Below are 16,618 nucleotides of genomic sequence, written 5' to 3' on the forward strand. Positions count from 1 at the left end.
GGACGTTTTCCAATAAAGCCATCAACCAACACGGTTTGCTTGAAAGGTCGTGATTGATAAAAGCGGAGCTTATGCCACGGCCTTAGGCACGAGCAATATACGCCTTCGGTTGTCATACTATTATGTTAGTCATACTATGCTAGTGAGCTTACTCTGTGGAACAGACTCTATGAGGGGATGAAGTAATGGGCACTTTACTGCAGCCTTCTTAATGACATAAACCACGATATTCTGTACGTCACCTCTCTTACTCCCCATCGTACACACCGCACTGCACATACAGACATGTATGAAGGACTCTATTTCTACATCAGCACTGTAAGCCTCTTCGATGTACTCTCGAGCCGAAGAGGATATATAGTTACTGACAGCCCCGATAGTGACTTGCCCGAAGACTCTTGGGTGTATATCAAGTGATTTGCTGATGTAATCCTCTATCCATCCCGCCACTTTACCTATCTTATATTGGAGCTTAATTGAGCCTACTACCCCCATAGGGTATGCTCTTTCACTATGATCCCATTAGACTCTACTAAGACGTCTAGATAATCTTTAAGTAATAATCCCCACCCTAAGTAGAAGTTTGTTTTAGCGTGCTCAATCGTTAGCTCTGCCACTCTATACGCCCAGGGGACAAGATGCTCGGTAACGATAGCTTTCAGCTCTAAACTCCTCTCTTCATCAAGCGCAAACTCCACCAGTCGGAGAACGAGTGATATGTGGTCGATAGGCTGGTTATCACCATCAATGGTATTGATCGCTATACCTAGAGCATCGATGCGCGCTTGAAGTTTCTGAGTACTTGGCCCACACAACAGGTTATCTTCACTAAGGTAGTATGAGCCCCATAATGGGACTTTCATCTTACCAGGACCAATAAACAGCTGATTGAAGTCGAGCAGCAGTTTAGGTAGTTGTTCACTCGTGTATTGCTTCATGTAATTGCTTATGAGTGCAACTCCTTCGCTGCGAGTGTTACTCTGAGTAAGCAGAGGGTAACACTCGCTGAAGTCATGTTCGTTATACATCTCAAGCACCTTATCGCAAGGGTCATGATACATATTGGCTGCTAGGATAGGGGTTATTTCAGCTAGTGCTTTGTTCATACTTAACTCCGAAACAAAAATAAAGGCGGCCAGAGGGCCACCTTAACTATAAAATCTACTTATCTAAGCTAGGCTCATATTGGTAGAACTCAAGCCCAGAGGTAGGACCGACGTTACACCAAGTTGACGTACCAAAGTATAGTTTGTCATCAATATCTACAACGTTACGGATACCGTTAGAGCACTGGTTACCGAAACCGTTAGTAGTAAGCTTACGTGCAGAACCATCAGCTTCAATCATAAGTAGATCGCCACCTGGAATAAACTCTGCGCCTAGACCGTTAGCATCCATCTCTGCTTTAGCGTAATCGTACATCCACATGGCTGGGTTATTAGCCATTTGCCTCTTCCACACAGGGTTCTGGAATACGATACCGTCGAATAACATGTACTCACCGGAATACGCTTCGAATAGTAGATCATGTAGTCCAGAGAACGCATCGAAGAATCCCCAGAATAACTTGCCGTCTTTTGCAATTGAGGTCCAAGAATATACGTTACCTGGATTACCCATACCCGCTTCGCCATGAGTAGGCTTCTTACCTAGTAAGTTTGGTGTAGTCTTCCAACCGTTACCGTCGTTAACCTCCATAGTCTCGTAGCCGTATAGCAACTCTACCTTAGAGGTGTCGCCAGCGCTTACCGCATCGATATTTTTAAGGTCAATACGGAAGATTGAGGTAGCACGCCATTCATTAATCATAAACAGTTTATGATCAGTAGCCTGAGCATCATTAGTTGTAGTAACGTCGGTTACCTTAGTCGCATCAGCTTCTCCGGCAGACTCTAGACCTGTTAACTCAGTGAATAGAGCAGGGTCTGCCTTAGCGAAGTGCTTATAAGCAGCATCTGTACCTTGGTGGTAAGTACCGAAGTACATGTAGCCGTCGTTAATAGCACTTGTTCCCCACTTAGCTCCCCAGCGACCTTTAGTGTCAGGGTCGTACTGATCCATACCGAATACTTCACGGAAAGTAAGCTGCTCATCTACTGTGTAGCCTGAGTTAGGGATAGGATCTGAGATCAGAATGACTGACTCTTTAAACTTATCACTACGTACGCCGTTTTTGTACACGAAAGGATGTGCTGAGGCTGACATGATCAGACGCTCAGTACCGTCGGTATGGGTGAATTGGCGCCAGTCACCGATCATACCGTACTGTACTCCGTCTGGAGTCTGTTCATTATCCAGTTGAGTCGAAACCTTGCTCCAGCCAGTAGTCGTCAGTGGGTCTGTACCCTTGATATTACCGCCAGCGAATGGATCGTCCTGAGTACCCACCCAACGAAGTAGCTGTGTCGGGCCGTCACCGTATTGAGTCATACCCGTTTCTGCACCGACGATAGTGTAGAACCCTGTCGTGCCGTCTGCATGTTCCAAAGTACGGAAGCGACGAGTGGTGTCACCTACGATATCGCGGTAGCCTACGAATGAACGCTCCTTAGCATTGAATACGAATAGACGTAGGCGACCTTTATCTTCTGTAGTCTTCCAGTGTCCAGCGACGAATACTAGGTCACCGGCAGTACCCGCGGCGCGGAAGCCATAGGTATTATTGATAGGCTTGAACGCTTCAGTAAACTGAGGACCACCTGATGTCAGCATGCTCTCATGAATCACTTCCTTTGCACCGGTACGGAAGTTGTAGATGAAGATCTGTGATGGAGTACCGGTAGTACCGGGAACTGAGCAGCCTGTCGTCTCACTCTCAAAGGTAGTCAACTCGATAGGCATGGCTATATTCTGGTACGGCCATACACACCACCCGTTCGAGATGGTACCCATCCATAACTCTTCGCCATTGGCTGCTGAATTATAAACAGTGGTTCCCCAAGGGTAAGAGGCATTACGCATCTCTTTATAGCCAGCTGGCATTGTATTTTCCCAGTCACGCAGTGGGTCGTACTCGTTACTAGGGCTGGTGGCACTGTAAAAGGCGCCATCGATAATAGTACGACCAGCATGTACGAATGGACCGTCTACAGCTGGCGGTTCAACTGGATCTGTAGGATCTGTTGGTGTTGTAGGGCACTGCTCTGGAGCAGAAACGGTATCGCCATTTTCACAGACATAGACTGTTTCTGAATCATCATCAGAACAGCCAGTTACCATAGCACCTGCTAAAAGGACTGCTACAAGAGAAAGTTTAGTATTCATGTTATACCTCGTTTGGATTTACTACAGAACCGGCACCTGAACCTACAGGCTGACCGTCTGGGTGAACTCTAAGAATTAAATTTGGTTTTGTGATACTTGCTGACGGTAGTGGGGCGATCTCCGCCGTATCGCCGTATTTGGCACGCAACTCATCGATAGGACCGAAGTCCAATGCTCGATGGATACAGCTATCAACACACATAGGCTGTTTTCCGGCATTAAGCCTGTCGATACAGGCGTCACACTTAGTCATCTTGCCCCGTGCTTCATCAAGCTGGGGCGCGTCGTAAGGACACGCCTGTTCGCAAGATGAACAACCGATACAGATGTCGTCATGAATCATGACTAGTCCGTCTTCGGAGCGCTTATGCATAGCGCCTGTCGGACAGGCCTTTGTACATGCAGGGGTGTCACAATGGTTGCAAGATATCGACGTGTAATAGGCAAATACCGATTGGGAGAACACACCATTGCCATTATCCGTACAGCTGCCACCCGCGTATTCATATACGCGGCGGAAGTTGCGTCCCACATTTAAGTCATTCTTATCTTTACAGGAGACCATACAGGCCTTACAGCCTGAACATATCGATGTATCAACATAGAATCCTAATTGCATATCTTATCTCCTATGCCGAGTACACTCTGACTCGGTTAGTATTAGAGCGGAATGACTTCGCAACCGGGCTAGGCTTACTATCAGTCAACGTATTTGCACAGCCACCCACATCGATGTCACCTTTCATACGGCGCCATTGACCCTGTGGCATAGCAACTACACCAGGGACGATACGTGGTGTTACACGAGCGGTTATTTCGAGCTTTCCTCTGCGGCTCTCTACAATGACCTTCTGACCATTGATTACGCCCGCAGCACCTGCATCTATTGGGTTTAGCCACAGATGATGCTCTAGCACTTCATTGAGCCATGGGGTACTGGCGTGAATGCTGTGTGCGCTATGTTTGCCGTGGTAGTTAATGCACTGTAATGGGAACTCTGAAGCCGTTGCATCTTCATAGGACTCGTCGCAAGCAAAATATACTGGCAGTGGGTTGATCTCGTCGGTACCCTCTGCTTGAGTCTGCTTACCCTCGAAATATTGAGAGTAAATTTCAACCTTGCCGCTTGGTGTTCCAAGAGGGCTTGCTATTGGGTCAGTGATGAAGTCGCGAATTTTACCGACGTTAGGGTGCTCACCAGCAGGGCGGCGCTGAGGTCCGAAGCTGACAAACTCTTCAAACGTATCACCTTGAATCCATGGGTTACTTTTCTTAAATTCGGCAAAAACCTTACGGACTTGATCTAAGTAGGTCATTCCACCATTGGTGAACTTACTACCTATACCCAGTTGATTGGCGATCATGTGGCAGATGTCATATGCAGGCTTACATTCAAACATAGGGTCAACAGCTGGTGTGATCCCGTAGGCATACATGAGTGAACCACAATCCATCTTGTTGTAGCTTTGGATTACGTCATACATCTCAAGCCAGCTGACTTCAGGCAGGATGATATCTGCGTACTTAGCCGATGCCGTCATATGCTGTTCAACGACAACCACAAAATCCACTAAGCTTTCATCATTAAGTAGGCGGTCTGCTCGGTTGATATCGCCATTCTGGTTAGCCAACATGTTCGAGGAGGCCAGCCATAGAAAGCGTACGTTAGTCTCTAGTGGTGTGTCAGCAGCCATCAAGTCTGGGTTGGAGTAGCGAACATCATGGGTGCTTGGCTTCATCTGCATGCCGAACTCGATAGCATCGAGATGTGACGCCGCAGGGATCGTAACGTCCATGATCTTCATGTTCATTAGATCCTGCAGAGTATCAGCTGGCATCATGGCGTAATGGGACAGACCATCGTTACCTGGAGTGCCGCCGTGGTTAGTACCATCGCCACTAATCTTACCGACAAGTAATGGTAGCATCATCACTGCTCGAGCATTGTTCTCACCGTTGCCCTGACGTTGAGGTCCGAAGCCTTGTGTCACGAATGGAGCTGATGCTGCACCAATCGCTTGGGCAATCTCACGGATCTTCTCTGCAGGGATGCCGCAGATCCCTTCTGCGCGTTCAGGAGTCTTAGTGGTGCCGTCTGTTACACCGGTGATATAATCTTGGTACTTATCGTATCCATGGGTGTATTGCTCAAGAAATGGAATATCTGCGTATCCATCTTCTATCAATACATACGCTATCGCTTCACACAGTGCTGCGTCAGTACCTGGACGGATAGGAATCCATTCATCGTTGGCAGTGACAGCCGTATCGGTGAACCTGGGATCTATGTAGTACGTCTTGAAGTTATTTTTCTTCTTAACATTCAAGTATTCATAACCAGAACCAGCACCACCGAGGCGGGCTTCCATCGGGTTATACCCGAAACACACCATTAGATCACTGTCTTCCAGGCTACGTAGGCTAGAGCCTGTATTCCAGAATCCGACGGTATCACCAGCGTTAGATGCCAGATATCCGTACATACCAGCAGAACCTTCGCGATACTGTGCTGCTGAATAATCGTTATGGAAGAATAAGCATCCGCCAGCCATATTAAGCAGACGCACACTCGATTGAGTAACGCCGGTGTTCAGGTCGTGAGAACCACCGCCCAGAGGCATGAAGATAGCGTTCTTGCCGTACTGAGAATATGTCTGTTCCATAGCAGAGGCGACGCTAGAGACTGCTTCCTCCCAGCTAATACGAACGAACTCATCAGAGCCTCGGCGTCCTACGCGCTTCATTGGGTATTTGAGACGATCGTGGTTGTAGACCTTCTGACGCATAGAGCGTCCACGAGGACAGGGGCGGATCTCGTGGTCGAAGTTATCCCAATCGTCTGTAGCCTTGCCTTCAGTTTCAATGCGCGTGATCACGCCATCTTTACTGTGTACCTTCAAAGGACATGCCTGCCAGCAGTTTGTGGCGCATGAACCCCATGTAATCCCTTCTCCTACTGGAGGGAGTACAGGTTCACTAGGGGCCGGCAGAGGATTGCTGGCACTGCTACTCTCACAGCCAGTAACAGTTGCAACCGCAGCAGCTGCCGCAGAGAACTTTAGAAACGTGCGACGTTCCATAATTATTACCTCAAGTTTATGGCCTGATGGCCCTTACAGCTTAATTGTGAAAAATGCACCGATCTTGTGGTCGGTGTAGTTTTGATTGAGGTCGTCAATGGTATTGATGGCATCAATCGGTTGGTTGGCGTAGTTCGTGTCGTAGTTGCGCTCATAGCTGTAAGCAAAACGGGTCGAAATACGCTCACTTATGCGGTAATCCATATGGATTTCAGCAAGGTGTTGGTATTGGTAATAGTCCCCCATTTCTGTGCTGTCTACGGCGGTGTCACTGCCAGATAATGAGAAGGTGTAGGAGGTGCCTAGCGCTATATCCTCATTGATTTGGTACTGGTCTAAACCAAAACCGAAGTAGGTAAACTCATCACTAACCGTGGTGTTGTGGATCTCCAGGCTATCGATGGTCTGTGTACCAGCATAGGCGTTGAGCACCATCTGGTCGTTGAAACGATAGAAGCCGTCGACGTTAACCGACATCTCGTCAGATTCTTTCAGTGCCGAGCTGTTGCTGTACTCATCACTGGCGATACTGACTTTAAGGTTGGCACCGTAGTGATTTTGGCTGTAACCCAGTCCCAGCTCAGTACTGACACGGTCTCTGTCCGCCAGATAGTACTTCTGGTAGATATCGTCACCGATATGGTACTCAGAGCCCGTACGTTCACCGCTGATGAATTTAATATGGGAGTTAAACTGTTGATAACGGTAGTCTATACGGCCAAAGACCTCACTCTCTTGGGTCTCCTCACGGTCGCTGTCGGTGCGGGTTCGGTCATTCTGCTCGAAACCTGCACTGAACTTAGTGCTGCCTAAACGGTAGCTGGCATCGACACCTAAACGTGTCTTGCTGCTATCGATTGGCGTGTTGATAGATTCAAAAAATTCATATGAGCCGCTGACATTGTCGCGGTCACTGTAGCTGTAGAAACCAGTTACCTTGAACCCTGCAACGCGAGAGCTGATACGGGCACTGTAGTCTAGTGTCTCAACTTCACCATCGAAGTTTGAGATAGGCACCAGCGAGTTTTCCTGCTCGATAGCCTCGTCCTGAATCATCTTGCCGGAAGCTGCGCTAACACTTAGGCGTGTGCTGCCGTAGTTAAGACCCGCTTTTACACTGGCTTGTTGAGCGCTGTTATCGGCATCGATACCGGCATTGTCGGTAAACTCCGAGTTAAAGGCGGCAACACCTAGGTTCCAAAAATCTCCATGAAGTTGCAGGCCGGCGTTCATCACCTGAGTCGTGTGATCTATAGTCTCTAGATAGTTAGTCGGCTTAGGGTCAACCACAGAGCCGATACGCTGACCCTGCTTGTCTTCACTACTTGCTTTAACAAACGCGGTGACAAGTTGAGTCTGGTACTTTGCCCCGACCGATAACTGCTGACGCTCGGCGCCGATATCGTTATCGTCGAGGTTCCAGCGGTTAACATAAGCCAGCTCCAGTGCGAAATCGCCCAGGTGTGCTGCGGCTTTTAGATGACCATTATCAGCGCCGGCCTCGACTGCATTTATGCTGTAGTTGGCACCTTTAATATCGGCGCTAGCGCCGTACTGAGTGTCTAAGTGACTACGTTGTTCGGTTATGATGCCGACGGTGTTAGCGTGTTCGGTGGCGACACAACGCTTACAGGCATAGTCTTTTTCAATATCTTGCGGTACAGCGAAGTTCGCTGCGGTAGCATTGACTGAGAGAACAGCGAGTGCTACTAAAGTAAGTTTAGCCTTCATCATCGACTCCTATTTCTCAAACAAGTGGCCTGAAGGGTGGTTCGAGCCATGTATCTTGCTGTGACAGTTCATGCAAGATTGCCCTTGAGTGAAGCCATTTAAGCTGTTGTGAACATCACCTGGGTGACCGGCTTGGTTGTGACAGCTCTGACACAGCTGAGGTGCACGGCTGTTAAGTAGGTTGTCGTTAACTGAGCCATGTGGGTTATGACATGTGGTGCAATCTTCAGTGACTGGCGAGTGCTCCCAAAGCGTTGGTCCCCGCTTCTCGGCATGACAGCTGTAACAGGTGTCATTAACAGATAGTGGCTGCTCTTCATGTGGGTTGTGACAATCGCTACAGGTTAAGGTGTCGAGGTGAGTCGAACGCTTAAACTGAGCGGAGTCTTGCAGGCTGTGGCAACTTGCGCACTGAGCTTGTGGCTGCTCAGCAGCTAGCTCTGCCTGGTGGACGTTGTGGCAATCACTACAGGCCTGGTCATGGAAAGGTGTGTGCTCTTGGCTGTGGCAAGATTCACATACGCTGTTACGGCCCTCTACAGATAACTCATCACCGAAGGTGAGCATCGGTTCGTTTTTACCTTTGTGTTTTCCTTGTGGTCCATGACAGGTTTCACATTGAAGTCCAGCCATAGGGCCCTTGTTGGTATTTCCGTGTGGCGTATTGAAGATAGCCATAACGGATTGAGATTTTTTGTGGCACATAAGACAGGTGTCAGCACCTTTCTTAGAGTATTTAGCCTCCGTGAATTTATTTACCAGTTGCTGCTCTAAAGGAGTAGCAGATTTATTTGCCAGTGCACTTGGCACAGAGAGGGCCGTAGCGGCGATAAACGCGGTTAACAGCCCGATTTTTTGTAAGATTCTCATCGCTTTTCTCACACTCATAGTTTCATAAAGAAACGGTATTGATGTTTTTGCATTCATTTTTGGGTGATTATATTGACAGGTGTCTACTTGCGATGTGATTTTGCTCACACCGGTATATACACGTGTGTACATCTCTGTTGATATTGGGAGCTGCGTTGAAAAGTGTGTCGGCTTTGTGAGCTGAGCTTACAGTTTGATGATAATCAAAATCATTTACTTATAAGCTTTTAACTTGGTGGTTGCTGGTGGTCACATTTTTGAATTGTTCTATGATCGGTAGGGTAAATTGGTGATAGGGGGGTAAACGTGTTGACAGGTGTCTTTTTTTGGGCGTAATCTAAATTGGCTTTTTGTTATTTCCCCGATTAATCCTATCTGACGTTTGTTATGGGTATTGGATATGGATCGTGTGATATGTCGTTATTCTCACCACTTCCCTGCAGCTGGTGGTGAGGTCACACGATCTTTTTTTATTTGCTTATGGAGGGGGATGCTAATCGAGTGGTAGTAAATCTGAAGGCTTTATCGTTTTCAAGAATAACCGCTTTAACTTAGCATCATCTATCGAGGGTTATAAATTTGAGTCAAAGTTTATCTATACAAGTGTCGACTGAGTTCGATCACCTCGATGGCCGTTTTACCTAAGGTATACCTTCCGGCAATTGCGTACTGATGGTTGTAGCGCTTAAGCCATTTTTGCAAATTTTCATTTAACGTCTCTATGTTTGATACCTTATTGTTCTTTAAGAATGGCGCATAAAACTCGCTGTGAGCAAGGTTGTGAAATCGGGCGGCAATACCATTAACGATCGGCCCGTTATAAGCCCTTTTCTGAATATGGTTAATAGCGGTTTGTTGAAGTAGATTTTGAAACTGCTGGCTATATTTTCCACTGAATTCGGCGCCTCTATCGGTCAAAATGCTATTGATAGGGATATATTGGTTCTTATACCAGGGAAGTACCTGCGTGCGGAGAAAGTCAGAGGATATTGTTGAGCTCTTTTCCAGCGTTATATGCGCATGCGTGTATTGGCTATAGGCATCCATGCAGGTGTGCTGATAGACAGTGCCCAGTCCCGGAATATTGCCAATTTTGAAGGTGTCCTGCACGCAAATATCACCGGGACCCTGGCAGTCTAGGCTGCCCTCCTCCTGTTGAAGTTTGCACGATTTTTCTATCTGATGCTGAGCGTTAAAGTCGAGCTCATTTTGCTGTCGAAGACGACTGTTTAAGGCAATTAAGCGATTCTGCTTAGTCTCCAGATTATGACGTAACCAGATGGTTCTAACCCCGCTGGGGGATATGGTACATCCCCTCGCGGTTAAGAGTTCCGCCACCTTGGCCTGGCCATAGTTCGGATAATCGAGTGCGATCTCTATGACCTGATCTTCCACTTCCTGTGAGACCCGATTCTTAAGTGTGCTCTTCTTTCTCGATAGATTGTGTAGCCCTTGCTCGCCGGCATTCTCATACTGCTTCTTAAAGCGGTAATAACTGTCTCGGCTGTAACCCATCATATCGCAGGCTTTACTGATACTTCCAAGCTCTTTGGCTAGTTGTAATAGCGCAAGTTTACTTCGGATCTCATTATGATTTGAATACATATCAATTAACCCTGCAGTTTGAAAATAAGTACCTTATCTACCAGAACACGCCATTAGGTGTGTAACCTAACCAATGAAACCAGGTTTCGCCTAAGACGATGCTGCCGATCCAGCCAATGATTAGCATAGTGATACCGAACTTGAAGGTGTCACTCAGGCTGTATTGATCCGTAGAGTAGAGTAGTAGCGCGGGCTTACTGTTAAAAGGCAGCACGTAGACATGCTCGATAAGCAGTGCAACAGGCAGTGCCAGACTCATAATCGGATAGTTAAATCTTTGTGCAATACCTATCGCAATGGGAACGAATAACATGGTTCGCATTGTCTTTGATTGAAAGACGAGTGAGCTGAACAACATGGCTCCGGTGAGACCTATATAGAAGACCGAAAAGGGCGTGTTGTCACCCAGGCCAAAATATTCTAAACCGAAATTTACCGCAAGATTAGGCAGATCCGTCTGTTTAAAGCCGGCACCAAGCGTATATGCACCCGCCGAGAACAGAAGTAGATGCCATGGGACATCGACCTGGTTCCAGTTGACTACGCCGATGCGTGGGGAGAGGGCGACAATGGCACCGATAAAGGCAATGGCGGTTGCGCTGATGCCATGGTGTTTATCCGTGGCCCAAAATACCAGGATAGTGACAAAGATGACGATTGCTTTTATCTCTCTGGTCGAGATGGTGCCCATCTTATCCAGCTCTTTTTTCAGACGATCCATACCGCCTTCAATTTGGGGAAGATGTTCTTCAGGAGAGAGCGGGAAAAAGACTTTTGTCGCTAACAGCCAGCCCACGATAATCATGCATATGACGATAGGCAGGGCGACGATCATCCAGTCGGCAAAGAAGAAGCTGCCACCGATAGCGCCGGCAATAAGACTGGCTGCAAGCAAGTTTGCGCCGGACCCTGTGACAAATGCGCCTGCACATAAATTTATCTGCAGCAGATTTTGAAGCACCAGATTTCTGCCGAAGTTGTTCTTTTTGTCTCCCCCTGAGGCGCCATACACCGCAGCGATAACCATAAAGATTGGCATCAAGATCGCGGCCTTAGCCGTTGTCGCCGAAATAAACGCCGACAACACTAAGTTGATAACCATAAAGCTATAAAAAATTGGTGTGGCACTGGTCGCGAATCTGCAGATGAACCATAGAGCGAAGCGTTTGGCCGCACCGGAAGCAACTAACATAGATGCCAATATAAAAGATAGAATATTCAGCCACATAATAGGGTGGCCTAGCTGAGCGTAAGCGACTTTTTCCGGGAGAACACCCGTCAGTACCATAGTGATAATAACGATTAGCGAGGTTAAATAATTAGGAATGGCTTCCGTTATCCATAAGATGATGGCGGCGCAAAAAATGGCGAGCATGGCTTGACCATGCCAGCTAAATTCAACATTACCCACGTTAAGAAAGTGCTTAGAGGCGGTGGCACTGAGAGTCGATGGATCGAAGCTGGTAAGGAATGTAGAAGGCTCACCGACGAGGAGATAGATAAATGCGGCAATAGCAATCCAGATACCCGATTTTTCCAACCATTGCTCAAACTTGCTCTTACTCCGTATCGGTAGTTTTTCCATTCGATACTGGTTCATGTCTAATGGATCGACATGTGCTTTTTTTTTGTTCATACCAGCCTAGCCTCTATGACTTATTTTAATGTATTTAAACTGTAACGATAATCACATCTTAAAAACACGATCGAGATCAACGTTTTAACTTGCTAGTTTTTATTTGATCTTTTTCGATTTAATTTTGCGACTCTCGGCTAGGTGGTAACTAATTGATTTATAGTCTTAAGTCGTTCAGTTAGATCGTATTGGTTTATTTTGTGTCAGATCAAGTTAAAACTTTTATGTGTATAAGTTTGATCTGGATCGTGTTTTTTGAAGCGGTTAAAGAATAGCATGTAACTCGTTCATCAACACTATTCATCAACATTCATAAAACAATTTGGGAAGGAAAAAACATGTCTGAGTTAAAGATTGGAGAGATATCCAAGCCACGCTTCGAGTTTCGCACGTTTGGTCAGGATTTCAGCGTAGCAGCGGAGCGTATGGCTCGTTTATCGGTTCCTGTACCTGAAAAAGTTTGGCGTCGTGAAAGTGATGAAATCTATATCATGTCACGTACTAATGATCTTAATAACACGAAAATCCGTGATGGAAAGATGGATGTTAAAGCTTATGTGCAAACCGTTAACGGTCTTGAGCAGTGGGATCCAAAACTGAAAGCAGAGTTTCCTATCTCGAAAACACAGCTGGTTGAAGAGATTTTCCCTGCATTTATGGTTGAAATTCCGGCTCTCGCTAAGCAGGAGTATTCTTTCGAAGAATTTATCTCGATTATCGATGCACATCCTGATCTACAAGCGGTTAAGATCCACAAAGAGCGTTATGGCTACATGGTAAACAACACTATCTGTGAAGTTGCCAACGTACTGGTCAATGGCGCCAGCCTCGTGAGTGTAAATAGTGAGTCTGTAGAGCTGGATGATATTCAGAGGACAGTTTCAGATCTACGTTTAGAGGGGGTGGAAAACATCAATTACTTACAAGCCATCAAGCGTGTGATCGGCATGAAAAATCTTCCATTGGCAAACTAGTAAGGGGTTAACAAATGGCACAGGAAATTGAACGTAAATATCTGGTAAAAAATGATAGCTTTAAAGGTCAGGCCGTAAAGGCTGTACGCATTATTCAAGGTTATTTGAGTAGTGTTCCTGAGCGTACAGTTAGGGTGCGTATTAAGGGAGATAAAGGTTTCTTGACTATCAAGGGAATAGGCAATGAATCGGGTGCTTCCCGTTATGAATGGGAAGAGCAGATCCCAACGGAAGAGGCTGAAGAGTTGCTGAAAATCTGTGAGCCTGGGGTTATCGATAAGACGCGTTATATCATTGAGCATGCATCGCTTATCTTTGAAGTCGATGAGTTTTACGGCAGTAACGAAGGCTTAACTGTCGCAGAGGTTGAGCTCATCGATGAAGCACAGGCCATCGATAAACCTGAGTGGGTAGGTGAAGAGGTGACTGGAGACGTTAAGTACTACAACTCTATGCTTATGAAGCAACCTTATACTCAGTGGTAATCAGGGCTATATAAATATGTTGTCGCTATCAATTGCCGATCAGTACCATTTGAAGATATCTGTCGAAATACCTCCGGAGCAGCAGAGTCTGCAATGGAAAGTATTCTTCTTCTTCCCTGCAAAACTGGTACAGCATAGCGACAGCATGAGTAGCGCACTGTTTTATCGTAATTTACTGCAGCAGCAGAAGTTAGTTAAGCTTGAAGCTGTCACTCATCAGGGTGTTAAGCATGATTTACTGATTCTCAGGAAAACGGCTTATGCGGTGGCCAAGGTTAACAAAACCCTCTATCGAAGTGCATTAGCCGATTTTGTTGCGGCCAGTTTGGAGATGCTGACAGAAAAGAGTGATGAGGAGCTGCTGGATTTTGCTAGATACCTGGATAAGTTTCATCAAATACATGACGATGAAGAACACTTGTCTCAGCGGAAACTGTTTAAGCTTGCCGATCATCTCCTCCTTTATCACTATCATCAAGCATTGTTAAAAGCGAAGCATAGCGCGATTAAAGAGGAGAAAGCGCAGTACTCCTTGAGGATAAAAAATCTTACAGCCTATGCAGAAAGTGAAAATCATAAATTAACCCATGATTCAGAGTTTGGCCGGGAGAAGTTATTAGACCGTTTACAGCTAGCCCAACGAATTCTTAATCGCCCCTATCAACTGAGGCGCAAGATGCTGAACAGCGGCATGTTAGCCGAACAGTTAATCTTTGGATTTGCCGCGGCGTTTGCCATGGCTTTTGCCACGGCTGCTGCATTTATGACTCAGAAGGCGTTTGGTAACTTTTCGACGCCCTTCTTTTTCTCTCTGGTTCTGTCATATATTTTTAAGGATCGCATTAAGGAGTTGGGAAGAAACTACTTAATGGAGAAGTATTTTGCCCACTATTTCCAGCATCATTATCGTTTTTATAAAGGCAGTGATTCGGAAGTTGTATTTGATGCAAAAGAGACACTGTATCGGCTGAATAGCGAAAATATAAAAGATTTGCTGAAGAAGGTACGTAAGGCATTCTCTTCGTCTGACAGTAATGCATTTAAAGAGGCGCTGGTGTATCAGAGAAGTTATACGGCCCATGTAAAAAAACAGCAGTTAGTATCAGCTAAGTTTGTTGATAATCTTACACTCAATTTGAGTGGTCGATTGCGTTCATTACCCAGGGTTATCAGACGACACTGGAAAGAGGCTGATAGGAATATACAAGCCGTAAACGTTGAGCAGATACATCCTGTCTATCTCGCATTTGAGGTGAAAACTGATTCAGGAATATCACATAAGATCTATAAGCTAACGGCTAGCAGGAAGGGGATTCACGCATTAGTGGAGGCCGTTGAGTAAAACTGTCTGCATGTGTTCATTTCAGTGGTGAGTGCATACACTCCATTTATGGTATTGAATGTCATGGTTGCTAGCCAAAGCTACCGCAGCTTTGCTCATTAGCTATATCAGATTTCTATTTGGAGATAAAATAAAATAAGTTTTGTACGATTAGATTGAGATTAGTTGAGCTGGATCACTTTATATTCTCGTCAGTAGTCGTAACCTATCAGCAATGAAAGTAAAACAAAAATTTATCATGTACACATAAAAATAAACTAATCGAGGATGTTCTCATGGCTAAAGCTAATGTTTCACGAATCTCAATTGTTGCGCTTGCTGTTTCTGCTTCACTACTTTGTTTCTCTGCCAATGCTGTCGCGTCTGAAAAAGAGCGCATTAACGAGTTAGAGCAGCGACTGGATATGCTAGAAGTTGAGCTTATCGAAGCTAAAGATGCCGCTTCACAGGTTGACCGAGTTAAATTCTCCAAGAGTTCACCAAGTCCTGAACTTATCTCTAAAGATGGTCGCTCGACTCTGGAGTTTAAGGCTAGAATCCAGACTGATTATGTTAGTGCCGATGAGTTGTATACCGGTAGCAAGCGCGAATACGAGGATTCATTTAATGAAGCCAGTATCAGACGCATTCGGTTTGGTTTAGAAGGCTATTTCTCAAATGTATGGGAATACGAATTAGAATTTGATTTTGATGGTGTTGCAGAAGTTGAAGTTAAGGATGCGAACATTGCTTATAAGGGGTGGGATAACTCTCAGCTTACTTTAGGTTTCCAAAAGTATGCCTTTGGTTTAGAGGCCACAGGAAGCTCTGCTCACTTGGCATTCTTAGAGCGTGCAGCTACAGATACCTTCGCTCCCGATCGTGCACTCGGTGCTCAATGGCGTTATGTAGGCAACAATTATAACGTCACTTTAGGTTATGGAGTTAACGCAGGGTTCGATGATGACGATTTGAACTTTAAACAAGATATAGTCAATGCTCGTTTTACTACTGCACTTATCGATAGTGGTGAGCATCTGCTTCATCTCGGTGCCAGTGCACTGTTTGTATATAATAACGAAGCGGTTGAAGAGACACGTTATCGTGCGAGACCAAATACTAAAGCCAGTGGAAGAACGATTGATACAGGTAAGTTTGATGCCGAGTCACTTCAACATTATGGCGCCGAGATCGCATACCAGTACAGTAATGTTCTTCTCCAAGCGGAATATGCAACAGCGTTAGCCGATCAAGCCGATGATTCTGAGCCAGAAGTGACGGTAGATGCATACTATCTCCAAGCCATCTATACCCTAACCGGCGAAGCTTGGAAATATAAAGGGAAAAGTGGCAAGTTCAAGACGGTTAAACCTGACAATGCTATCTCTGCCGGCGGTTATGGTGCATGGGAACTGGCAGTAAGAGTGGACCAAGCCAATTTCGACGATGTTGAAGCCGGTATATATGGTGGTAAGAAAACGGATTACGTTCTTGGGGTTAACTGGTACCTGGAGAACAATTTAAAAGCTCAATTTAATTATGTGCATACGACTGCCGATTACAAGAAGCCCTATGAAGATATCAATGGCGATATGATGTATGACCAAGATGCTAATATTTTCCAAGCTCGTTTGCAGTTTGCATTCTAAGGT

At 45.8% G+C, this 16,618-nt stretch carries 12 protein-coding genes; 4 read left to right on the plus strand and 8 right to left on the minus strand.

The features are described 5' to 3' along the window. Positions 1–485 precede the first annotated feature (485 nt). From SSED_RS01835 to SSED_RS01870, 8 genes are all read right to left on the minus strand, one after another. Entirely contained in the window at positions 486–1,106 is a 621-nt protein-coding gene (locus SSED_RS01835; RefSeq protein WP_012140707.1) for a TorD/DmsD family molecular chaperone, read from the minus strand. Between the two features lie 55 nt (positions 1,107–1,161). Continuing rightward, positions 1,162–3,264: a hypothetical protein gene (locus tag SSED_RS01840; protein ID WP_012140708.1), complete on the minus strand. Its 2,103-nt coding sequence runs from the start codon at positions 3,262–3,264 to the stop codon at positions 1,162–1,164. Position 3,265: 1 nt separating this feature from the next. Beyond that, entirely contained in the window at positions 3,266–3,883 is a 618-nt protein-coding gene (locus tag SSED_RS01845; protein ID WP_012140709.1) for a DMSO/selenate family reductase complex B subunit, read from the minus strand. Between the two features lie 10 nt (positions 3,884–3,893). Continuing rightward, positions 3,894–6,344, minus strand: a complete 2,451-nt coding sequence (locus tag SSED_RS01850) for a DMSO/selenate family reductase complex A subunit (protein WP_012140710.1) — start codon at positions 6,342–6,344, stop codon at positions 3,894–3,896. Positions 6,345–6,377: 33 nt separating this feature from the next. Next, entirely contained in the window at positions 6,378–8,075 is a 1,698-nt protein-coding gene (locus SSED_RS01855) for an MtrB/PioB family outer membrane beta-barrel protein (RefSeq protein WP_012140711.1), read from the minus strand. Between the two features lie 9 nt (positions 8,076–8,084). Then, the gene (locus tag SSED_RS01860; RefSeq protein WP_012140712.1) at positions 8,085–8,945 is read right to left on the minus strand and encodes a DmsE family decaheme c-type cytochrome; all 861 of its coding nucleotides are present in this window, start codon (positions 8,943–8,945) and stop codon (positions 8,085–8,087) included. A gap of 591 nt (positions 8,946–9,536) precedes the next feature. Then, on the minus strand, positions 9,537–10,550 hold the full coding sequence (locus SSED_RS01865) for a helix-turn-helix domain-containing protein (protein ID WP_012140713.1): 1,014 nt from the start codon (positions 10,548–10,550) through the stop codon (positions 9,537–9,539). A gap of 37 nt (positions 10,551–10,587) precedes the next feature. Further along, positions 10,588–12,186: an SLC13 family permease gene (locus tag SSED_RS01870; protein ID WP_012140714.1), complete on the minus strand. Its 1,599-nt coding sequence runs from the start codon at positions 12,184–12,186 to the stop codon at positions 10,588–10,590. Between the two features lie 338 nt (positions 12,187–12,524). Between SSED_RS01870 and SSED_RS01875 the strand changes: the two genes are divergently transcribed. The 4 genes from SSED_RS01875 to SSED_RS01890 all read left to right on the plus strand — a co-directional run bounded on the left by SSED_RS01875 (position 12,525) and on the right by SSED_RS01890 (position 16,615). Beyond that, a complete protein-coding gene (locus SSED_RS01875) occupies positions 12,525–13,160 on the plus strand; it encodes a hypothetical protein (RefSeq protein ID WP_012140715.1) in 636 nt (211 codons plus the stop codon). A gap of 14 nt (positions 13,161–13,174) precedes the next feature. Further along, positions 13,175–13,645, plus strand: coding sequence for a CYTH domain-containing protein (locus SSED_RS01880; protein WP_012140716.1), 471 nt, complete (start codon positions 13,175–13,177; stop codon positions 13,643–13,645). Positions 13,646–13,661: 16 nt separating this feature from the next. Continuing rightward, complete coding sequence (locus tag SSED_RS01885) at positions 13,662–14,987, plus strand: hypothetical protein (RefSeq protein WP_012140717.1); 1,326 nt, start codon at positions 13,662–13,664, stop codon at positions 14,985–14,987. Positions 14,988–15,262: 275 nt separating this feature from the next. Beyond that, entirely contained in the window at positions 15,263–16,615 is a 1,353-nt protein-coding gene (locus SSED_RS01890; RefSeq protein WP_012140718.1) for an OprO/OprP family phosphate-selective porin, read from the plus strand. The last annotated feature ends 3 nt before the right edge of the window (positions 16,616–16,618 follow it).

Source organism: Shewanella sediminis HAW-EB3 (assembly GCF_000018025.1).
Classification (GTDB): Bacteria; Pseudomonadota; Gammaproteobacteria; order Enterobacterales; family Shewanellaceae; genus Shewanella; species Shewanella sediminis.